This is a genomic window from Psychrobacter sanguinis (assembly GCF_020736705.1).
Classification (GTDB): domain Bacteria; phylum Pseudomonadota; class Gammaproteobacteria; order Pseudomonadales; family Moraxellaceae; genus Psychrobacter; species Psychrobacter sanguinis.
Map to the genome: position 1 here is coordinate 3,239,367 of NZ_CP085990.1, position 23,045 is coordinate 3,262,411.

The 23,045-nt window shown below is 39.2% G+C and carries 17 protein-coding genes; 6 read left to right on the plus strand and 11 right to left on the minus strand.

Annotated features, from left to right (window positions below):
- Window positions 1-19 precede the first annotated feature (19 nt).
- Window positions 20-889, minus strand: coding sequence for a BREX-1 system adenine-specific DNA-methyltransferase PglX (locus LK453_RS13635; RefSeq protein ID WP_409348218.1), 870 nt, complete (start codon window positions 887-889; stop codon window positions 20-22).
- Window positions 890-949: 60 nt separating this feature from the next.
- Here LK453_RS13635 and LK453_RS13640 point away from each other — a divergent pair, with 60 nt between their 5' ends.
- The 4 genes from LK453_RS13640 (at window position 950) to LK453_RS13655 (ending at window position 4,334) form a co-directional block, all read left to right on the plus strand.
- Window positions 950-1,345 carry a transposase gene (locus tag LK453_RS13640; protein ID WP_201535522.1) on the plus strand — a complete coding sequence of 132 codons (396 nt, stop codon included), beginning with the start codon at window positions 950-952 and terminating at the stop codon, window positions 1,343-1,345.
- Entirely contained in the window at window positions 1,342-1,686 is a 345-nt protein-coding gene (gene tnpB, locus LK453_RS13645; protein ID WP_193031469.1) for an IS66 family insertion sequence element accessory protein TnpB, read from the plus strand. The genes LK453_RS13640 and tnpB (LK453_RS13645) overlap by 4 nt, the downstream gene beginning before the upstream one ends.
- 42 nt (window positions 1,687-1,728) lie before the next feature.
- Window positions 1,729-3,486 (plus strand): IS66 family transposase, encoded by a 1,758-nt coding sequence (gene tnpC / locus LK453_RS13650; RefSeq protein ID WP_227945138.1) that lies wholly within the window; start codon window positions 1,729-1,731, stop codon window positions 3,484-3,486.
- Between the two features lie 146 nt (window positions 3,487-3,632).
- On the plus strand, window positions 3,633-4,334 hold the full coding sequence (locus LK453_RS13655; RefSeq protein ID WP_227953986.1) for an IS1 family transposase: 702 nt from the start codon (window positions 3,633-3,635) through the stop codon (window positions 4,332-4,334).
- On the opposite strand, the gene pglX is transcribed toward LK453_RS13655, so the two are convergent.
- From pglX to umuD, 7 genes are all read right to left on the minus strand, one after another.
- Window positions 4,299-7,124 carry a BREX-1 system adenine-specific DNA-methyltransferase PglX gene (gene pglX, locus LK453_RS13660; RefSeq protein ID WP_227954003.1) on the minus strand — a complete coding sequence of 942 codons (2,826 nt, stop codon included), beginning with the start codon at window positions 7,122-7,124 and terminating at the stop codon, window positions 4,299-4,301. The two genes, LK453_RS13655 and pglX, sit on opposite strands and share 36 nt — an antisense overlap.
- Before the next feature lie 70 nt (window positions 7,125-7,194).
- Window positions 7,195-8,940: a DUF262 domain-containing protein gene (locus LK453_RS13665; RefSeq protein WP_201542135.1), complete on the minus strand. Its 1,746-nt coding sequence runs from the start codon at window positions 8,938-8,940 to the stop codon at window positions 7,195-7,197.
- 41 nt (window positions 8,941-8,981) lie between these two features.
- Complete coding sequence (gene brxC / locus LK453_RS13670) at window positions 8,982-12,614, minus strand: BREX system P-loop protein BrxC (protein ID WP_201542137.1); 3,633 nt, start codon at window positions 12,612-12,614, stop codon at window positions 8,982-8,984.
- A 28-nt stretch (window positions 12,615-12,642) separates the two neighbouring features.
- A complete protein-coding gene (locus tag LK453_RS13675; protein WP_201542139.1) occupies window positions 12,643-13,233 on the minus strand; it encodes a DUF1788 domain-containing protein in 591 nt (196 codons plus the stop codon).
- On the minus strand, window positions 13,230-13,853 hold the full coding sequence (locus tag LK453_RS13680) for a DUF1819 family protein (protein ID WP_201542141.1): 624 nt from the start codon (window positions 13,851-13,853) through the stop codon (window positions 13,230-13,232). The genes LK453_RS13675 and LK453_RS13680 overlap by 4 nt, the downstream gene beginning before the upstream one ends.
- Window positions 13,854-13,961: 108 nt before the next feature.
- Complete coding sequence (locus tag LK453_RS13685) at window positions 13,962-15,260, minus strand: Y-family DNA polymerase (RefSeq protein ID WP_201542143.1); 1,299 nt, start codon at window positions 15,258-15,260, stop codon at window positions 13,962-13,964.
- A gap of 201 nt (window positions 15,261-15,461) precedes the next feature.
- A complete protein-coding gene (umuD, locus tag LK453_RS13690; protein ID WP_201542145.1) occupies window positions 15,462-15,920 on the minus strand; it encodes a translesion error-prone DNA polymerase V autoproteolytic subunit in 459 nt (152 codons plus the stop codon).
- A gap of 570 nt (window positions 15,921-16,490) precedes the next feature.
- Here umuD and LK453_RS13695 point away from each other — a divergent pair.
- Both LK453_RS13695 and tnpB (LK453_RS13700) read left to right on the plus strand, forming a co-directional pair.
- Window positions 16,491-16,889 carry a transposase gene (locus tag LK453_RS13695; protein WP_227945140.1) on the plus strand — a complete coding sequence of 133 codons (399 nt, stop codon included), beginning with the start codon at window positions 16,491-16,493 and terminating at the stop codon, window positions 16,887-16,889.
- Window positions 16,886-17,161: an IS66 family insertion sequence element accessory protein TnpB gene (tnpB, locus tag LK453_RS13700; RefSeq protein ID WP_201537898.1), complete on the plus strand. Its 276-nt coding sequence runs from the start codon at window positions 16,886-16,888 to the stop codon at window positions 17,159-17,161. The genes LK453_RS13695 and tnpB (LK453_RS13700) overlap by 4 nt, the downstream gene beginning before the upstream one ends.
- Before the next feature lie 201 nt (window positions 17,162-17,362).
- Here tnpB (LK453_RS13700) and LK453_RS13705 read toward each other — a convergent pair whose 3' ends face one another.
- The 3 genes from LK453_RS13705 to LK453_RS13715 are packed head-to-tail and all read right to left on the minus strand — an operon-like array spanning window position 17,363 to window position 23,038.
- On the minus strand, window positions 17,363-17,674 hold the full coding sequence (locus LK453_RS13705) for a site-specific integrase (RefSeq protein WP_265088915.1): 312 nt from the start codon (window positions 17,672-17,674) through the stop codon (window positions 17,363-17,365).
- Window positions 17,671-20,934, minus strand: a complete 3,264-nt coding sequence (locus LK453_RS13710; protein WP_201542267.1) for a site-specific integrase — start codon at window positions 20,932-20,934, stop codon at window positions 17,671-17,673. Before LK453_RS13710 ends, LK453_RS13705 begins: the two co-directional genes overlap by 4 nt.
- On the minus strand, window positions 20,900-23,038 hold the full coding sequence (locus tag LK453_RS13715; RefSeq protein WP_201542275.1) for a hypothetical protein: 2,139 nt from the start codon (window positions 23,036-23,038) through the stop codon (window positions 20,900-20,902). Before LK453_RS13715 ends, LK453_RS13710 begins: the two co-directional genes overlap by 35 nt.
- Between the last annotated feature and the right edge of the window lie 7 nt (window positions 23,039-23,045).

The window sequence follows — 23,045 nt, forward strand, 5'->3', positions numbered from 1 at the left end:
TTGTAGACACAAGTCTTAATTATCTCAAATTAATCATTTCCGGATTTTTACCCGTAATCTTTTTAACATCAGAGAGCAAGTCACCAAACTTGCCGTAGTTCTCTTTAACCCCATCATCTAGGTCTATCGATATCCGCATATCCGCATAATGCTTGAGCTTATCGTCAAACTCACGCAGCTCACTGTGTTTCTTATTAATAGACTTCAGCTCTTTCTCAAAGCGCTTTTTATCTTGGGTAGTTTCAGCCATGTCGAACTGCTTCTCTAACTGCTGAGCATAGGCTTCATATTTACCCAATAATGGCGTGACGTATTCAGTACGCATACGAGATAAGGTAGCCTCGTTGTAGCGATGTAAGTACACCAGACATTCAAAGGCTTTTTCTTTGCCTGAACTAAATAGCCAATAAATAGGTCTGTTTTTATAAGTCTGCATGTGGTCTTTGTAGAACTGTGTCGATAGATAACGACGGATGGTTTCTACTGAGGTTTCCGACTTTCTAGGTATGATCGCATTTAGACATAATGATTCAGCAATGAACTGCAAGTTCTCGGTTAAATTATCCTCTCCCCAAACTGTTTTGACGAATTCAACAACTCGGTTGCACGCATCATCCTTGTACCACTCATCATCCATTATTGGGACAATACCATCACTGTCTGCTGGGAAGGTGTTATACAGACTGGCATCAAACCCTTCGTTACCTTCATGAGCATATATTAAACCTTCTTGGTCTAGTGAGTATCGTCCCATCATGCAGCCAATAACATATGATAATAGTTCAGTTACTGTATCACTTAGCAATCTATCTTCTAAATCATCTTGATCACCATATCTATATAGAGGGTTAAACTGAAGAGTAATATTGTAAGCATCCGACCATCCCATCTTTTTTTCTATTAAAAAATGCGAGATAGTGTCCACGAACAAATAATCGTGGACACTAACATGACAACACAACCCCCTAATAAGCCCAAACGCAGAACTTACAGCGGCGAGTTTAAAGCACTTTTAGTAAAAGAAGCGACAGACTCAGGTCGATCAATTGCCAGCATTGCCCGAGAGCATGGCATTAACCAAAACCTTCTACATAACTGGAAACGCCAGTATCAGCGCACGCAGACTCAAGCTGACACATTACCTGGTGCTATAAACAGTCCTCATGATCCAAACCCGCACTTTATTCCAATTCATCTTGAGCCTGGAATCACGCATCTAGGCTCAGCCTCCGTCATAAAGAACATCAAACTGCAAATCACAGCTCGAGCATCTGGGGCGATAAGCCTCAACATTAGCCAAATAGACACTCAAAGTTTGATTGACCTACTACGAGGACTGCAATGATACCCATCACTCACATCTGGCTATCCACCGCACCTATGGACATGCGATGTGGTAGTGGCAAACTACTGGCCCACATCATCACCGAACACCAAAGCATTCGCCCTCACTGTGCCTACCTGTTTTACAACAAAGCAGGCACACGCCTAAAAGTATTCATTCATGATGGGCTTGGCGTATGGCTTTGTAGCCGTCAGCTCGATGACAATAAATTTCATGGCTTAACCAAACAGCTTACCACCACTCAAACTGGCATCAGCATCAACCGTGAACAATTTAATGCCTTAATCAGTGGACTGCCTTGGCGTAACATGGGCAAAGATAAATTAACCCCCATCCTATAAATAGCAGATGACAGGCAAATAAAACTCTGGCAACATATCGCCATGACTGTTGCCAACTTATCCGACTTATCAAAAGACCCCACTTACGCCGAGCTTCTGGTGAAAATCCACCTGCTTGAACAGCGTAATGAGCACCTGCAGCAACAAATTGATCAAACAAATACAAGTCACGATCAACTACAGCAGCTTTTTAACCAAGTGGTTGAAGAAAACCACAAGCTGTATGAACAAGTGCTTGAACTCATCGAAAAACAAAAGCGGCTTATTCACCGGCTCTATGGACAAAAAAGCGAAGGCATCACTGACAGACAAACCCACTTAAACTATGAGGCGGCGCAAGAGGACTTAGCGCAGCTTGAACAAATCCGAGATGAATACCTTAGCGGCTTAAGCCAAGATGAGCTTGCCAAGCTGCCTGCTATTGAACTTACTCAGGCAGAAACCCTCATTGATCAGGGTGAGCTTAAAGCCGTCAAAGAGAGCACAGATGAGCTGCCAGCTTCAGCTACTGATCAGCCTAAAAAAACAAAGCGTGCTAAATACACAGTGATTCCTGACAACCTTGAGGTGAAAACCCAGGTTCATGAACCACTTACCACCGTCTGTGACTGCGGCTGTCAAATGAAGCGAATTGGGGAGGATAAACAAGACAAACTTGGCATTATCCCTAAGCAGTTTTATATTGAGCGTCACATCTACCCTAAATGGGTATGCCGTGAGTGTGACATCATTCATCAAGCGGCTACCCCCAAGCAGATTATTAACAAAAGCATCGCCACCCCAGAGCTGCTTGCACACATCCTTATTAGCAAATATGCAGACCATCAGCCGCTATATCGGCAGAATATTATCTATCAGCGAAGTGGGGTAAATATCCCCGATGCTACTATGGCAGATTGGGTAGGACGCTGCGGCGTCGCCCTTGAGCCTTTAGTCAGTCGCTTGCATGAACTATTACTGTCTGAGCCTATCTTACATGCCGATGAAACCCCGGTATCTATCATGAAGAACCATGTAAAGGTAGGTGGTAAATCATTAAAAAAAGGCTATGTCTGGGCGTATCTTACGCCACAGCACAACTCATTAAAAGCGGTGGTCTATGACTTTGCCGAAAGTCGTCGTAATGAGCACCCTAAAGCCTTTTTAGATAAGTGGCGCGGTAAGCTGGTTTGCGATGATTACAGCGGGTATAAGTTCTTATTTCATCAAGGTGTGACTGAAATCGGTTGTCTGGCTCATGCACGGCGTAAGTTTCATGAACTGCATGTCACTGGGCAAAGTATCGTGAGCATTGAGGCATTAACGTTATTTAGGCAGTTGTATGCTGTTGAACGTGAGATTGATGAGCGATTTGAAAAAAATACACCTCCAATACCAAGAGATCCCCAAATAGTTCGGCAAATCAGGCAAGAAAAAGCCAAACCAATTGCCGATAAGCTGCACCAATGGTTACAAGAAAAAAGGCAGTTAACCACTAAAAATGCCAGTATTAGTAAGGCGATGGATTATTGCCTGAAACGTTGGCAGGCGCTGACTCAGTATCTAGATGATGGCAGGCTGCCGATTGATAATAATTGGGCGGAGAATCAGATGCGTCCGTGGGCACTTGGGCGTAAAAACTGGTTGTTTGCCGGTTCGCTGCGAAGTGGGCAGCGGGCTGCGAATATTATGTCAATCATTCAGTCAGCTCGCTTAAATGGTTTGGATGTGTCTGCTTATTTGACAGACGTGCTAAGACGCCTGCCTACTCAAGAGGATCTGGATGAGTTGTTACCTCATCGCTGGGTGCCACCGCAATAGGGGGTGGTCGGATGCTTACGTAATATTCCTTATATCAATATCTTGATCTAACTCATTTTCAAGATTATAAGCTTTGATAAATATTTGGTGGTGGTTCAAAAAGTAGGCTGAAAAAAAACAGGCTGAGAAATTGATAAAATAGTGAAATGCAAATCACACTATACATCAAATGCCCAGCCTGTCTAAGTGACAGTATAAAGAAAAATGGCTTCAAAAGCTATGGTAAACAAAACTATAAATGCAAAGACTGCAAACGGCAGTTTATTGGCGACCATGCCTTAACGTACCAAGGCTGTCACTCCCAAAAAGATAGCAAAATACGCCATCTTATGGTTCGAGGCAGTGGCATAAAAGACATCGCTTGCGTTGAGAGAATCAGCAAAGGCAAAGTACTGGCCACCCTAAAAAAGTGTCACTACCAAATAACCCCCAAGCAAAGGCAATACGACTGTCTTGAAGTCGATGAGCTTTGGACATTCGTAGGCAAGAAGACCAACAAACAATGGCTAATTTATGCCTATCACCGTGACACAGGTGAAATTGTTGCCTATGTGTGGGGAAAACGAGACCTTAACACTGTCAAAAAGCTTAAAGCTAAACTGCAAGCCTTAGGCGTAAGTTGTGCTAGAATCGCTAGTGATACCTGGGATAGCTTTGTTACCGGTTTTAAGGGCTTTACCCAAGTCATTGGCAAGTTTTTCACGGTCGGTATTGAAGGTAATAATTGCACTATCAGACATCGAGTAAGGCGAGCATTTAGGCGAAGTTGTAACTTTTCTAAAAAGCTGGAAAATCACTTTAAAGCCTTTGATTTAGCTTTCTTTTACATCAATCATGGATATGTCTAATGTCAGCCTACTTTTTGAACCACCACCAAATATTTTATTATTTTCCTCCTCAATTTCCTTTAGCTCTGTAGTGAGTTGAGCCCACGTTTTTCTCAGAGACTCATAATGTTTAGAAATCAACTCATTTTGGTCGGCCAGCTTTAATAAAGGATGTTGATCAAAATCCCACGATATTTCAAATGCATCCCAATCTTTTCTAGCAATCTCTATCGCCCGATTAACATTTTTCTTGACATTGCTATCTGATACTTCTACCACTGGTACTTTACCAATAGGACCCTCATGAAAGTCAAGAGTAGGAGATATGGCCAATAGAACCGACTCTACTACTTTTGTATTCATTAGTGCTAATGGTAAATGATAGCTTTTTCCTTCTAAAGGAAAGCATACAGACCCCTTAGTTTCAAACAAAAACCCTGGGGGGGAGTACCTCATTGAAAGAGCTAAACTACTAATTGTTGACCAAGTAATACCTTCTCTAAAATAGTATTTAGGATTACGTATTACCGACCCTGAAAAGCTTTTCATTTCGCTGCCATTACTCTTCCAATTAACCACAATTGTATTGTTACCAAACCATTTCCTATAACGTCCACCTTTATTGCACGGAAACCATTTTCGAGTCGACTTTAGTGCTTGTTCTCTGCTATATGAGTATAATTCGGAGTCATCAATTGATACTTCATACCACTGACGAAGAAAGCGATCATTTTTACCTGTTGCAAATCCTTGACGAGGAATAGCATACTCCTGCATTGGTATGCCTTTACTAAACACTTCTAAAAACTTATCAGTCAACCAATAAGCTATAGGATGCCCCGGCACTCTTTTGAAGTTATCAATACTTGAAATTGATAAAAGCTCATTTTCTACGGGAAATTCTAATGGGACATTATTGATATCTGTTTCGAAATAACGTACGGCTGAAAAATTAGCATTGTAGTGACTAAGATGAATGCCTGTAACTATAAAGGCTGACGTACCAAAATTAATTCCAAGAGGCGTTCGTCCTTTACCACTATATGGCATATGAACTAAATCAATAATGGTATTTTGCTCTACAATCCTCGTTCTAAGACGCTCATAAGAGGATAAGAACATCCAGCTTTCCATAACAATCATAGCAATAGAGCCGGTCTGCTTTATTAGCGATATCCCCAGTTCCATAAACATAGCAAAAAGATCAGACTTACTATCAGGAAACTCTCGTTTAGCAAAATCTTTAAGGGCTTTATTCATCCCTTTACTTCCCATATACGGGGGGTTAGCTACAACGGCATCGTATCGGCTGGACAAGATCAGCGCCTGATGCACTACATCGATAACCTCATTCACCGCAGCACGCTGTATTGAGTCTCCCTGCTCTGCAAGCTTACGCAAACTCTCATACAGCTCTTTTAGCGCTTCATTTTCTGCTGCTGGCACCTCAATTAACGAACCAAATGTCTTGCCCTGCTTAAAACGTTCGATATTACGCTGTAGCAGCTGATAGCGGTTGTCAGCTTCAAATGAACTTAAGTCCAGATCACCACCAAACATGTCTTGCACTTGGCCACTGCCGAACTCACCTGATAGGTTTAAGTCTTGCCACAGCTTTGGCAAATCTAGATGGCCGGTCTCTTGCAATGACAGCACGTTTAGCTGAACGTCTCGGCTAAAGATACGTCTATCGTCTTGACGCGCCATCATCATCAGTGAAAATCCGGATAGCTGGGCGGCCCTGTCATCAATATCTAAACCATATATATTGTTCTCTAGGATAAGCTTAGGGATATCTCTTGAGCGATAGCCACGCTCTTCATAGATGGCTTTAAGAACGTTATAAGCTTCAATGAGGATATGTCCTGACCCACTTGCAGGGTCGAGTACCTTGATACTCTCTGGATCTATTGAATCTGGGGTAATGGCTTTTAAGTGTTCATTGACCTCGTCTGTCTGCTCAGCAGGCTCAATGTAGTATTCCATCTCCTCTTTGATGGGTGAATCAGGATAGGTCTGTAGCCAGTGACGACCCACTGAGTTTTGTACGAGGTATTTAACAATCCAATTGGGGGTGAATAGCTGAGTCGCTGCTGGAATATCTTCGCTTTTAACGACTTTACCGATAACCTCGTCTTTTTTATCTGAGATATAGAACTGATAAAGCCAGCCTATTACCTCTACCTGTTGCCAGTCTTCTTCTGGAATACTATCCACAAGACCACGAAGTATAGAGTCGGTACGGGTAAGATTGTCTGGTAATAGCAGCTCTGTTTCGTCATTAAGAGATTCAAATAAAAACGGCATGGCTTCATGCAACTTGTGACACTGGCCCAGTAGCAGTTCACGGTACAACTCTTCGTTTTTATCACCCGCGAGCATTAAGTCAATGATGTGATCTCGATCTAGTCCAAGCTCTTCTGCAGCATCTTGGGCGTGATCTAATATTTCAAATCGTGCGTCACCACTTGGATGAGACAATACTCGAAAACCGTGACCTAGATAGCCGTGTATTTCCATATAGCGAATGGCACATAGACGGTTAAACCAAGTATAGGCTACTTGCTCAACCAACTGTGCATAGCCTAACTGTTCGCTTTTTTGAACCAAACGCTGCCTGGCTGAGGCAAGCTTGCTATCAAAGTTGTTATCACCGATTTGTAACACTGAACCTTGGACCAACGCATCAATAACTTGCAGCTCGCCTTTCTTATTCGCGCTGATACCAAAGGTGTTCAATCGTTTGGCAACGGCATCCATAAATGCCACACGTGCTCTAGGGGCATAGTTCTTGATGTTACTGGTTTCCATGATTCTCTTCTTTTATTTGGTTCAATTGGTTTTATTTGTATAGAGGGGTTTGATTATAGAGCTTAAAAGTTTATTTAGAGCTCAATGCCATTCTTATACGTGCTAATAAAGTTTCATGTCTTTGATTATAAAAGCTCATGAAGTCCTGTAAGTCTTCTGGAAGGCTAGAGATCGCTTGTGACTGTAAATGTGATTTTCTGGCTTCTGAATTTGGCCACTGTTGCAAATACCAGTCATGTGGCATTTTTTGTCTTTTTTGGTTATTAACTGAGCCTTCAAGTAGTTGTAGATTAGGCAACCTATTAGACGCCTCAATCATTTGATCCTGTAACTCTTCAGATACTCCTGCTTTAGTAAGTTTATTCTTAGTAAACAGCCCTTTGGGATAAATGTGATCAACATGAAAGTGATGTGAGAAGTCAAATCCCGGAAATATCAATGTTAGTAGAGCGAATGTTCTAGGATTGTTATAACCAAGCTCAGCCAGCTCAGCTATCTCTTCATCATCGAAGCGTAATGATTTACCTCTTTGCTGCATAGTAGATTCAATTTTATCAACCGGAAATTTATCACTTCCAAATTGCTGGATATCTGCACGAAGTAAGGTTAGAAGCGTATCCAACCCACTTCCCCAAATCCCTGAGGCTTTAAGCATAGAACGTACTAACCAGTGACGGATACGCTCTCTATCTTCAGCATGCTCTACACGGGACAAATAAGACAAATCTAACTTACGATGGTATAAATAATAGGCTAAGGGTAGTACTGCACTATTGGCTCTTAAATTTTGTGCATTAAATCCATAGCTTGCCAGTAGCTGCATTGACAATATCAGTGCTTCTTTTATTGAATGCCAGTTCGCTTCCAAGATAGCCATATTTTCTTTATTGAAATTCTCTACTTTAAAGCCAACACTACCAATATCAGAAAGCATAAGACCTGCTTTCAATACCAAGTCCTTGGAGATATTAAAGCCATCCCCTACTCTATTCATCTCATCAACTAAGCTATGAATCTCTTCTCGAGCATCTAAATCATCCCATTGAGCCACAGCAATTGATAATAAAAGGTCTGAGTAAGAAAGCGTGGTGCCACCACTATTCATTCTAATGAAAATATTAAGCACTTTTTCTAAGCTTTGATCACTTTCTTCATAGTAAGCAATCTTATCTTTGAAATGGATAGTACGGTAAAGCTCACGCAAAGCCTTTCTAGCCTCTCTCTTTTGATCAGCATTTAATACCTCACTATCTTGTACCTCATCTACAAGATCATCTTCATCTTCATTCATAATTCTAGCAACTTTGAACCAATACTCAGAATCTGAAACGTTACTGCTTCTATCTTCAGTAAGAAACTCAAACTGATATTTAGATCCTGTTTCTAAATTAGGCTCACCTAATAAGTTCAAATATAGATACCGCACTGGAAAGGCATCATCATTGCTCCACCATTTACCATTTAATTTCCAGGCAAATGAACCTCGCAAACCTATATTTAGTGCAGTAATCCTTTGTTGACCATCTAATACCGCTGTAAACTCTCTATTAGGTAGTTTAGAAACATTTTCACAATGATAATTATCACGCTCATGATAGTGTTGCATAAACTGATAAAATTGATATTTTTCACGATTTTCAGGCTTTATTTTCCAAAACAGGAAAGTACCAAAGGGATAATCTTGTAATAGACTATCGAAAAGCCTACATATTTGCTCTGGCTTCCACACAAACTCTCGCTGTATAGCAGGTAGCAGATACTGCTGTTCTGCTACCTTGTCCAATAAGTCTTTAATTGTTCCGCCTGCTTGATACATGCCATAACCCTTCGTAAATTCAGATTAGATAAAGTTATCTACTATTTAATAATAACTCTGTCGCCGTTGACCACAGATTTCATTAGTGCGTCTCTTAATACAGATAGATATTCCTCTACATCTTCTTCTTTCTCAATTACACCATTAGGTATAGCAGACTTCATCAAATGACTTGGGCTAATAGTCACTGTTTTTCTTAAAGGAGCGGTAATAGAGGTAGGTTCAATATGATTAGTCCCTATATCCGTAGAGTCGACATTTCCAGTAGCAGCATCAGCTTGGCTATTCTGTTCTTCGATATACTCATTAATGACATCATATGCTTGATACTCTAAATCAACAGAGTCTGCTTCTTCGCTCTTTATTTGATGGATAGAGTCTGTCTGCTTTATTCTTTCAATGCATTGTCTTATTGGATATAGAGCTTTATTTTTAACCTCAGAAGGTGCTGAAGCTTGATCTAACGCTCTTTGAATATTGTCAACTTTTGAGTCAACACTCTTAAGCGCTTGTTCTTTTCTTTGCTCAATCAGCTCACTATTGATACCTTCAATATTCTCAATCAAAGGCTTAATATGGCGAACCTTGCCATAGGGTTCTGCCATAGCATAGATGCTCTCTAGCTCCTCAATGGCTTTTTTTGCTTCGGGATGCTCTACTAATACAGACCTATTTGCCTTAAAGCGTTGATTCAATGCCAAATCCAATTGACGCCATGTATCAACTTGACCGTCATAGAAGTCTTCGAGGTCTTCAAAATCCTCTGCGAAGTCCATTAGAGGCTCTTGATCTTCAATAAAACGACTGATCAGTGAGTAACTATTACCTTGTTCTAATATGCCCGAAATTAAAACAATGCCTCTTTCTATGTCTTTTTTGCCAGGAAACTGACCGCTTTGAGCCACACTCTGATATTTCTTAAGCTTTTCACACCAAGCATTTAGTTCAGTAGTTATCAAAGAGTAGAGTTCTTTTTCTTCAGATCCCGTAAAAGTTTTACCAAACAAGTCTTTAACTAAGGTCGCTGCTTTTCTTAGTTGGTGCTCGCCATGACTTCTTACTTTATTAACCCTTACTTCAGCCCGCTTTCTAACACTTGTAAAAGCATCATAAGCTTTTTTAAGTGGTAGATTCGTACCATTGGAAGTCAAGGAGATTTTGCCAGCCAGCCCCAATCTTGCCACAAGAAGTAAAATGTCATTATCTGGCCATCCGTAAGGACGCTTACTAAAATGAGTCACGATATCACGTAAGGTGACAGGAATATTACGCTCGAAGTTTAGCGATATATACTGCTCAACCTCTAGTAAAGCTGAAGGGTTATTCTCTTCTGTCTGAAGATCAAGACCAATCTGAGCCAAATCATCTGCTGTCAGAACCGCATTAATCTCTCTTAATACGTCACCATCTGAAGCTTTCAACATATTCAGCTTTCCAAACGTATTCTCAATAACGTACTTATAAGCTTCCTCTAAAATAGCTGCTGGAGAAGACGACTTCTTAGGTATTTGAGCACCTATGGCGTACACATCTGCCTCAGAAAGCAAAGACTCAAACTCAGTGATAAAACGCTTTTCTCGCTCAATGTTTTCCATTTGCTTTTCTCTTAGCAAATGCTCTTGCTCACGTCTTTGACCTGAATTCTGCTTTAGAAATCTATCAGTCTTCACATAAGTAGTTAAGTCGTCCCATAGTCGTTTATCTTCTCCTAACTTAACCAATACGCTACCATTATCCTTAAGACTATATTCTTTACAGTAATGATCGGTTGAGAAGTTATTGTAGTCAGTATCTAAAGGGGATATCACTTGCAAAACCAAGTCTTCAAGCTGAGTTCCATCTTTAGGGTGCCCATTACAAAAACGACTGATTGCAAAATCCTGTTTATTCACCGGATAACGATAGGCCTTATTACCTTTAAGGATATTATCAAAAATAATAGAAGATAATTTATTTGAAACCTCAGAAATCTCATAGTCAGTATGACGAATCTCATTCTCAATTTCTTTTTCTTCATTTGTTAAGAATATAAATTCATCACCATTTCTAGCGATTAAAAGCTGCCTTTCTAGACGACCAAGACTTTCCTCAATATCTTTACGTAACGCTATTCTATCCTCATCTATCGTACTAATAGATAAGGTAACCAAGTTATCCAAAGTACTTTTTACAATATCTACATAGCGTATTAAAAATAACGTTTTTAGAATTTTTCCATCGAACTCAGAGAGTGAGTCTAGCTCTAAAGCCTGGTCAATAGTTCTCTTTACAGCTGGTTCCAGAAAGCTTTCAATCGCCGCATAGAAACTATGAAAAGGCACTAATACATTAAGCTCTTTGTCCTTAATTTGCTTAGCTGCATTCTGGAAAGCATCTAGTAATGAGCGCTCACCCATCGCAAGGTGTTTACCTGTAGCACCTTTGGTTCTAATAGATTCGAAAACTTTTTGTACAAGTATGTAGTGATAAGGAATAAACGGATAGTTATCTACAAAGCTCTTACTATCGGTATAGCCTTTTAACTCTGCTGTTGTGGTTTTATCAAAAGACAGTTGGTTTCTAAGTATGTCGCCCTTTTCAGCAAAGATTTCATTTAGTCTAGCCTCAGCACTGTCCGTTTTAGACAGCAATCTTTTTTGAATAACCTCTGAGGTATTACTACTAGACAATGCTAAGCGCGTCTTGAATCGACCTTGAATTTTTGAAAAATCTTGGCTTTCACCCTTGTTCATACTCCCAATAGCGGCGTCAATATCTGCCTGAGAGGTAACAACAACCCATGCCCTTCCATTACAGTAAGTACCTAAGTTCTCAGTAATGGTCTGAAGCTTGAGCATCATCTGAGTATTTCGACCAATAAACTGCCCTACCTCATCGACCAAGAAAAGAATATTTTTATCTTCTTCAGAATCTAAATAGTCTTTTACCCACTTACAAAAGTTTTGAATATCTAATGGAAAGTTCTCCTCTACATTTTCAATCATTTGCGTAGCAGAGCTTAAGGACTGCTTAGTAGCAAAACTTAGGGCTTCAGCTATTTCATCTCTATAAAAGTCATAAGCATCACGCTCATCTTCCCATACAGACCCTGATAATTCGGCGAACTTTTCTTTAAATGCCTCATATTCACCACGCTCATCAAGTTGTCTCTCTAAGTGCGCAATATGAGGAAAATCAGCACAATAACCTAGTCGCTCATTAAAAACTTTCAAAAAGACTTTTAGGATGGCATTTTCACGATCTTCAGTATTAGCTCGAGAGTCAATATTAAATAAAATAACATCGGTATTTTTTTCACCTGCGCTTTGAATATTAGCCCAAAGCATATTATCGTTGATTTTATTTTCAAAAAAATCAACCGCTCTACGATGCTGACCATCTTTTTCAACAACGTTATTTTCTAATAAGTACGAAAGTATTTTTAAAAAGTGGGATTTACCTGAACCAAAGAAACCCGAGATCCAAACCCCGTTATCTCCAGAGCTAGCAACACCTTGCGATGTACCTGATGGGGAATAAACATCAAAGAAATCATTAAAGTGCTTATGTAGTTCGCGAGTTACTACATATTCGTCTAGTTCAACAAATATCTGTTCACTATCTCTTTCCTCTGCTTTAACAACACCGTTAATATTCCGAGTTAACTTCTTAGAAAAAATACTTTCAATATTCATATTTCCCTCTCAACTTTATAGCTTATTATTAATATTTACTTTCATTGCCAGACTCAGGAACTAACTTAAAAGCTCGATAGTAGTTTTGCGAATCGATTATTCCAAAAGGATGCAAGTCTGTACCACTATACTCTCCAGGGTAAAATAAGATCATCGGTGTGCTTCCCATAACATCCTGCAATGCACTCAACAACTCATGACCTCTAACCAATGGCCAAGCACTTCCTAGTCCTGATAGAATAAGAAAATCCATTTCTTCAATATCATAGTTACTTGCTATGAACTTCGCTACTTTCTCCTGACTTAAAGGTCCTGAAAGAGTTTTCTTAATGGCTTCAACACCTACCTTTTTCTCACGCTGGCATGCACGCTCAAATAGACCTCGTTCTTCTAACATCGTGACAAGGACTTGAAATATGTTTAAATTTTCAAATTTATACCCTCTACTCTGAAGCCTGTTGGTCATTAACTGTAAATGTTCGCGAACCAACAACTCATGCTTAGCAGGGTAGTCAAAAACCCAAAAGCCAATCTCATTGCCTAGCCCATCATTCTTTAAAAACTTTGGGCTTTCAATCCTATCAATGATTAAGTCTAAGCGACGCTGTAAAGCTTTCATAGAGTACACTCCATAACTTCGATTAAATCTGCTCTATCTAAGCGTAGCAACCACTCCTTTACTTCTGGCATTAGATACACCGGATAAATCTCTCTTTTTCTAGCATCACTAAGATATCCACTAAGCACTAATATCTTGATAACATTAGTCCCCAGTTTTTTTATGGTTGATTCAGAGTAATTATTCAGATCAGGATACTTCAGTGACTGTGTTTCATAGAAATCTTGCCAAGCAGTACTTGGTAGATTAGGCTTATAAGTTCTTTTAGCCTCCGCCAAGCTTAGCCTCATAAAATCCTCTACTATTGGAGAGTTAATCATAACTGCAACCAATAAGAGTTGTATGTAAGCTCGCTCCGTAGAAGTAACCAGTGCACTCATAAAGTCCTTACCTAGCCCTTCAATGCGCGTCCTAATTACACGAACGTAACGGCTAGAGGTTTTTACAGATTTTTTCTGTAGAATGTTTTGGTCTATGACTAAGGCACGCCATTCATCTTCAGGCAACTGCTTTAGCAGAGTCTCTGCAATAATACGAGTCTCTGCTATTAACAGACTTCCTCCTATTAAGTCGCCTACATAATCTCTAATGTCATGTATACCTCTACTTGCATCAATCATATCGTTCGCGACCCTCAGTTAATCTAGTAAATTCTGTAATCATATCAATTAGGTGCAATCCTGTCATAAGCATTTAATAAAACAACCCATAACTTATGATTAATTAAATTACTTAACAACAAGCAAATCACTAACCCGAGTAGTATAACAAGGGCTCAATAGCTGGCGATTCATTTGCCATTCCTGCTTCTCTCTTATTCCCTCACTGGCGACAAACAAAGCATTTTGCTGATGTCTGTCTGCTTTATACTTTGTATTAAGCTCATCCATCACCGCCATAAGTGCCTGCTTCTTATCAGTATTAGCACCGCTTGCCTCTTCTTGCTCAAATAAATCAAGTTGTATCTCATCATGCTGACAAATCCCTGATAGCATCACCCCTGCCTTAGCATAACGAATATTATCTTTATAGATTTTTGCTAGCACCACTCTTGCAGCAGCGACCAGCTTTCTAGTATCTGCTGTTGGCGTGTCAAATTGATATTGGCCCGATATAGGCGTATATCTTTCTCGTTTATTAAATGCACTATTCTTAGCAAACACAGTCATAAAGCTGCATACGCTTTGTTGACGACGTAACTTATCGGCTGCTCTTGCAGCATGACCACATATCGCTTCCGCCAGCTCTTCTTGACAAGTAATACGTGTCGAAAAAGATCGGGAGGAAATGATTTGCTTCTTAGGCTCAACGGTTTCCATACCCAAGCATGCCTGTCCATTAAGCTCTAAACAAGTACGCTCCAACACCACACCGAAGTGCTGTCGTATTTTCCCTGGCTCACAAACGGCCAATTGATATACCGTCTCAATGCCCATTGTATTGAGCCTATTTTTATACTGTCGACCAACCCCCCACACCTCCCCTACATCCGTAATCTGCATCAGGCGCCTTATCCATCTGGGATTAGTGAGCACACATGTCCCTTTGGTAGCAGGATACTTTTTGGCCGCATAGTTGGCCAACTTAGCCAGAGTTTTAGTTTCACCAACACCTACCCCAACTGCAATGCCCGTGTACCGCTCAACAATATATTTAACTTTTTTGGCATAAGCATCTAAGTCTTGCATGGCCACAGGATAGTCAGCTAAATACAAAAAGGCTTCATCAATTGAGTAGACTTCAACAGTAGGACACAACGACTCTAAAGTACTCATAACTCGCTGAGACATATCGGCATAAAGTGCGTAATTGGAACTAAATACCTCAACGTAATTTCTTTTACAAAACTCTTTAACTTGAAAGTAAGGTACGCCCATTTTGATACCTAACTCCTTAGCCTCCTTGGACCGAGCAACGATACACCCATCATTATTTGATAACACAACGACTGGCTTGTTTTTAAGGTCAGGCCTAAACAGCTTCTCACAGGAGGCATAGAAGCTATTACAGTCAATCAGGGCATACATGAGCTATCCTTATCTAGCCTACACTATGATAATTAAATCAATAAAGGTATCAGGGTTATTCTTTAGTAAGATAGCAAGAATTAACAGATAAAAAATAGCGACTAATGATTCTTTACGACGTTCGTTGTCGTTTATTTTTTAAAAGTAGCGCAAGGAAGGAATAATGAGGAAAGTATATTACATTTAGTAGAAGAGTTATTCTTAGAAATCAGCACGGCGATTTTGACCACGGCCACGCTTTAGCTCTCTAATAATGTTCTTGACCACACCGAAGACTTCAAATTCAATATCATCACTCAATGGAATATCATCAAAATCTTTATTATAAGCGACTAGTTTAGGGGTTGGCTCAAGACAAAGCTCTTTAACAGTGAACTCACCATTAACCGCACAAACAATAATGTCACAGTGTTGAGCCTCTAGACTACGATCTACCACTAATAGGTCTTCAGGATAAATGCCTGCATCAATCATAGACAATCCTCCGGCGCGCACTAGAAAGGTTGCGTTGGGGTGGCTGATACAAAGCTCGTTCAAGTCAATACTGGCTTCTATATAACCTGATGCCGGCGAAGGAAATCCTGCCGGTACCTTTTCAATAAAGAAAGGTAGTGGGTTGTAGCTTTTTGGGTTTAGTTTGCCTAGAATTTTTGTTTTCATAGCTTTTATTGCCAATTAAAGAAACATAAAAATAGATTATCAGATATACAGTTCAATAAACTATATATATATTTAATTAATCGTATTTTAAACGTACTCTATTTATTTCATATGCTGAGTCAATATCACTCGGGAAGATGTTGAAAGCGCGAATTGATACCTGCTAGATCTTATCTGATCGATGAGATAGTAAAATAATATTCCACGATGAGGCTTACTATTAGTCTTTCAACGGAATATCCTCATCCATAATTAAAAACATATGCACAGCAAATCTTAGAACCGAAGAATACTTCCATTTTTTTGATGTATCTTTAACGGTATTAGGTATACCAACTCCGACTAAATATGTAGAGACTATATCATCGCTTATGTATTTAATTCCTCTCACAGATTCGAGGCTACTGAGTTTAGAAAGTAGCTCTTTATTAGTAGTAACTAATACATGCTTGTTAGGTAATAACTTCTGAGTAATACTTATGAAGCGTTGTAAGCATCCGACCATCCCATCTTTTTTTCTATTAAAAAATGCGAGATAGTGTCCATGAACAAATAATCGTGGACACTAACATGACAACACAATACCCTAACACACCCAAACGCAGAACTTACAGCGCTGAGTTTAAAGCGCTTTTAGTAAAAGAAGCGACAGACTCAGGTCGATCAATTGCCAGTATCGCTCGAGAGCATGGCATTAACCAAAACCTTCTACATAACTGGAAACGCCAGTATCAGCGGGCACATGCTCAAGCTGACACATTACCTGGCGCTATAAGCAGACCAGATGATCCAACAAACCCGCACTTTATTCCAATTCATCTTGAGCCTGAAGGTGCGCATCTAGGCTCAGCCTCCGTCATAAAGAACATCAAACTGCAAACCACAGCTCGAGCATCTGGGACGATAAACCTCAACATTGCCCAAATAGACACTCAAAGCTTGATTGACCTACTACGAGGACTGCAATGATACCCATCACTCACATCTGGCTATCCACCACGCCCATGGACATGCGATGTGGTAGTGGCAAACTACTGGCCCACATCCTCACCGAGCATCAAAGCATTCGCCCTCACTGTGCCTACCTGTTTTACAACAAAGCAGGCACACGCCTAAAAGTATTCATTCATGATGGGCTTGGGGTATGGCTTTGTAGCCGTCAGCTTGATGACAATAAATTTCATGGCTTAACCAAGCCGCTCACCACCACTCAAACTGGCATCAGCATCAAACCCCGATAATAATCAATCCACCTAACAATTTAAAAAACCATTAGAAATAGTTAAGATCTATATCATACAGGGATTTCGGAATTCTGAAGTCATAGAACTAGAGATAATAAAAACCTTGAAGTGTATTCTTCTGAACAGAATAATACTATTAGTTTTACTGGTTTTTATACCTGAGATTTTATGAAAGCATAGTTTATTCAACCATTTAATCTACAGTAATTTTTCAATAACATCCTTCTGACTCAGGTTGATACGTTTGCAGTATAAGGCCTCTATTTCATTTAAAGCATCTCGAAGCTGGCGCTGTGATACTTGAATGTATTGTAATGTCACATCATCGCTAGACTTTGCTTCACGATGGTTTAATAGTCTTTTTAGTACAGGGTAGTTAACGTTTAAACTATTAGCCACTGTGCCAAATGTGCGGCGTAAATCATGAGGTGTAATATACAAGCCAGCCTTTTGAGAGATAGTCTTGTAACTACCGCTTAAGTCTTTGACATGATCATTACTTCTTTTCAAGTCACTTGGGAACACCCATTCTTCACCACTACTAAGTCTTTTACGAAGCGTTTAAGCTCTTCAAACTCCTTTAATGGGAAAGATATATTGGCATGAGTCGACGTTATGCGCTGCGCCACTATATGCAAGTACCAGTTATAATCTTTCCAACAATCTTCCCTTAGCTTTAAAAACCCTTTATACATCAGAGCCATTAATTCGTGTTCAATATACTCATAAATACGCATTGGCAGCAATTTATGCTTATCTGTAACGAAGCGATAGCTCTCTTTTTGAAGCGTTGAGGAACTTATTTTCGATATAATCTTAGCTCTTCTATATAACTCTTCAGCATCTTCTGGTTTAATTACTGCCTTTGACGATCCAGATAACATTGTCTGTTTTGCAACTCTGTCTTTAGCATTAGGACTTGGATTGAGATAACTCTTCTCTATTGTAGTCAACAACGTTAATACTTGATGAATAGCATATCGTGTTAATAATGTATCAGAAATAGCCACTCCAAAAATCTCCGACTCTGTTTGATCATCAAGAGTCGATAGCATAATATTATGTTTAATCGGCTTTCGACGCTCTTGGGTAGGCTGAGTAACTTGTCTATATAGCCAAGGCACTGCAGACTTGATGGAAACATATCCATTCTCATCCGAGACAATTTTATTGTCTTTTAGAGCCCTACTTTTAATGTCTGTTATATTGATAAAAGCTCTTTTGGGCAGCTTAATATCAGCATTAGCCAGCTCATAAGTTGCGATTAGAGCAGCTGCATGATAATAAAATTCAAAACTCCGGCTTGGAGTAAGATGTCCCACCACTCGTGCTAATGCCTTCCATTTATCAGATCCATCGTGATTTACACCGTTTAGACCCGTCAAAGCTCTCTTAATATCTTTCTCCGAGTATCCTGTTAATGCAGTAACCAATCTGGGACTAGCGCTGGTCAGAATAGCTAAGTTAGTAACTGCTGTATGCCGTAAACCATGAAAAGTAATCGCTCTACTCTCACCTACATAGCCCATCATCGTTCGTAAAAGCTCTAATGGCACGTCTGCATCTATTGGATGTTTTGATGCCATCGTGCTGAACAAATAAGTCCCAGAGCCTTGGCCTATTTTAGATAGTACATAGCGACTGAATAAAGCCAACTCACGGGGTGTTAATAATGCATAGATAGGAACACGACGCTTACTACTCTGGTTTTTTAATTCACGGTAGGTATTAGACCTCACAATGATAGAGGGCTCATTTAACTGTAACCCCTCTATATCTCTAATTTGAATACCAAGCAGCTCTTTTTTTCTAAAACCACAGCGGTAGGTCAAAACTATTAAAAGCATCAGCATGTCCCTTTCTGTAGGCTCAGCCGAATAATGTATTTGTCTAAGAATGCTGTGATAACCTTGAACAGAAAGCCACTCTGCTCTTACTTTAACTTGCATTTTTGCCTGCTCAATCGTCACAGCCGGAAATCCATAAAACTTAACACCTACGTTATGTATACGTTGGAGCAGATTAGCGGGCTGATCGATGGCTTTATTATCTCGAACAACGGATTTGAATTCTAACAAGCCGTCATAAAACTCAATGAAATCTTCCTCATCCCAGTTAGTTAAGTCTTCTTGGGTTAGAGACATAAAATAACACCACTCATTACCTACTTTACCAAGATATCCATTAATCGTTTTTAGCTGACGCTTCTGTGACTCCTTTAGTAACTCAATAACCCAATGAACCAAAATTTTCTCATATAGCTCTCGATTAGTTATCAGCTGAGCACTAATCTCCTTTTTTATGCCATAAATAAACCAGTTTTTTAAAACAATCGGTTCATTGATTAGTATGGATAACTTATTAAATGTCGCGTTACTTTTAATAAAAGTAGGATACCTGTACTTTTTAGAAAGATTTTCCTCTAGTTGCTCTTTTAAGAAGCTAACAATGTCTGATTTTTTATAATCTACTTTAGAGGGAGGCAGATGAGCCTTTGAGTTTTTTCTTTGTAAACTATAGCTATTACTATGAAGCGAGTAAGGGTTTGTGCAGTAGCTATACTTAGCACTCATAAAATTATTAAAACTATCTTCTAATAAGCCTACTGTCTTAATAGATCCTTGCAAGACACTCACTAATGCTTGATTCAATTTAACCCCTGGAAGAATTTCCCAATGATAACTGGCAGATTTTAAAAGTTGGCTAAGGGTGGGTACTGGTATGCTAAGTGGCTCGAGTAAGGTTTCAAGAAACTCTTTTAATAGCCTTTCAATATCATTTAATGAAAGGCAGTTGTTGAGCTTAACGGTCGGTAATTTATAATAGCGTACCAGCCAGCACTGGCTGATAGGGTCGATGATAATTTGATGGCTGTTGAATAGTTCTGAATTTAATTTTTGTCTTTTCAGTGAGTCTGATTCATATTCAATCCGTTCATTTCCATATTTGGCGCTGCCATACCTAATTGTAGTTTGTAGTGTGTAGTCTACGAATGGCTGTAACTGATTATTAAGACATTGAGTTAGCCATGGCAATAGCCAGTCTTTATCATTTATCCCTCCATAAACAATGCCTGAAAAAATAAGACTGGCTATTATCTCTTCTTCAGAATTTCTCTTTTTCTCTCCCCAATAGTCGACTACTAATTGAATCGTTTCATGAATATATTTACTTTCAGCTACCCAACTATCTGCAATACTAAGAGGATTTTTTCTGCTTGGTTTATTAATTTGGGGTAAGGCATAATGAGAAGGCTTAAGAAGGTAGTTTTTATTTATAAAATCAATAAATTTCACATACCTATTAAAAGCAGTTTCAAAACGTCTGCCTTTACTAAAATGTCTTTTTAGGTCATCAGCCACCATAGCCTGAAACTCTTCAAATGACTTCGGTGATAAGACCTGGCTCTTCTTATTTAAATCAGAAAGATAGGTTTTTACAACCCTATCCCATGGATGATAGCTCGTACAGGAGAAGCCCTGCGATACAAATGTAAATAATTGAGCACCTATAAAAAATTGTTCATAAAATCTTTTTATATACTTCTTAACAGACTTAAGACTTTTTTGTTTCGCTTCATAATCATCATATGAAGTTTGCTGCTGTCTCAAGCACTTATCCCACATGTTCTGTAGAGCCACATTGTGCTTATATTTTTCATAACGAGCAGTACTGACATGATGCTCATCAACCAGTAGCTGATATCCAGGGTCGCCAAATGGCTCGGCATAACCATCAACTATTTTCGGGGGATATATACTCTTTAACAAAAGGATTTACCTCTATAATCTTGTAGATGATGTCACTAAAGTCCTGTAAACCAAGCTCTAAAGCTATTTGCTCAAAGTTTAACCCAACACTTTTAATTGCTGCTTTACTTACTGAGGAATATGAGTGCAGTGCTTGTTCCTCATTCTTCTCATGTCCTATGACTGCATTAATTAAGGTCATACTTAGCCCTTGTCGCTCTAAGTTCACTCTGACGAAATGCCTTACCCCATATGGATCATGAAATGGTGTTAGATTTTGTACTATCTTAGAAGCTTCACCTCTTGTAATCGGTGACAAATCATTCAACTCAGTATTTGAGAGGTTTAGAAAAGGGATATCTTGAGCCGTCTTAATCAAATAGACAGCTGTACTAAATGTTTCAAGGAAAGGCTTATCAATAGCTACAAGGTAGGATCTATAAAGTTTAAATAGCTTTATAAGCGAACCGCAAAGTGGTATTAACCTATGGTTCTGTGTCACTTTATTAGACTTATCGGCGACCTGATACCAGCCAACTTCAAGGTCTAGGCTTTTAGCATTAGGTAGTTTATTGTTAGGCCGAGTCCCTGTTAATATACAGAAGCCATACCATGTATAGATACTGAATCGATTAAAAAGCTGTTTATGGCACTGGCTCTCTATAACCCAACTCTTGAGCCGTTGAAAAAACAATCTGACACTTTCTGTCTTTAATGCAAAGCCCGAGCCTGTCAGAAAGTCTTCTGAAGAACTGTCGATATAAGAAAGATCAAAAAGGTTATGTATATTTAGGAGTTGCAATGCTTTTTTATAGTGCCCTATTAGCTCCTGATGGGAATGGCTACTATAAAATATAGCGGGTGCTTGACTTGCATCAATCCGACAAAGAATATCAGCTATATGAGAGTTACTACCTTCAACATATCGTCTCAAAAGAAAATGTAGCGCTGACTCAATTCTAGAAATGGTTAAATACACTATCCCGAGACTTTCTTTTATACTCTTTACATAGGCTTTAATGTCTTTTATTTTAATTTTGCTTTTAGATGCTTCTATGGCTGTTTTTAGCAAACTAACAGGCAGAGGTATTTTAATTAGGTCCGTGCTATTTAAATTATTGTGACTGTATTCTTCTATCGTAGTTACCCCAAGTTTCGACTGTAGATAACCTTTACGTTTACCTATATAGAATAACCCTGATTGTTCAATAAAACCCTCTTCAATCAAGCTTGGCACTGGACACGCTGTGATTAATGAAAGGAATAAGGGTGCCGCCATCAGACTTGTATTTTTATCCTCACTCTTCAAGTCATATGCCAACTGGTTAAATACAAGTTTGCAAGATGCAGGTGAAAGCATATTTATATCTGAAAGAAACTCATGCTCTCGCAAACTCATGTATTGCTGTTTAACGCTAAAATCTACATCATCTATGCCAAAACTTTGTAATTTACGTTTTTGGAATTGAGGATTCAACCAGTACGTATTAATTCTAGATGGCATGACATCAACAGCTTCTTCAAGAGTCGAATACTCTGTAGTAGTATCCTGTAAATAGATAGTATCTACTACTGCCCCATCCTTTCCATTATTTGAGCTGTCTATATTATTTGACAAAGAAGCAGTAGGTGCTTTTGTGACATTATCTGAGAGTTTGGGTGGTCTGATTCTTTTAGTTCGCCCCTCTCCTTTATCTTTATCAGTGCCACTACTTTTAGATTTCGTCTTTGGCTTTGATGGCTTTTTTTGGCTTTTACGATGTGGGTAATACGCAGCTTCTATGTATTTTTTAACTTCGTTTATTTGATTGAGCTTTTTATCTCTAAATTTTTTTGTTGCTTCAGTTTCAACTATTCCTCTTAATCTGTCTGCTTCAACTTGAGTTTTGTTTCTGTTCAACTTATCCAGCATTAAAGAAAAAGTGTCTAAAATAAAAGAAGATGTTACTCCTTCAGCCTTAGTTAGGATTGGCAATTCTTTCCAAATCCACTGGTAGTTTTGTGTTTGATAAAAGTAGGCTGTTTTAAAGCGCTTAATCAGCCGCTCAGACTCTTTATCTTTTCCATGCGCTTTTAATAACAAGCTATGATAAAAGGTTTGACCCCTGCCGTCAAATCCGTACACCTAAACT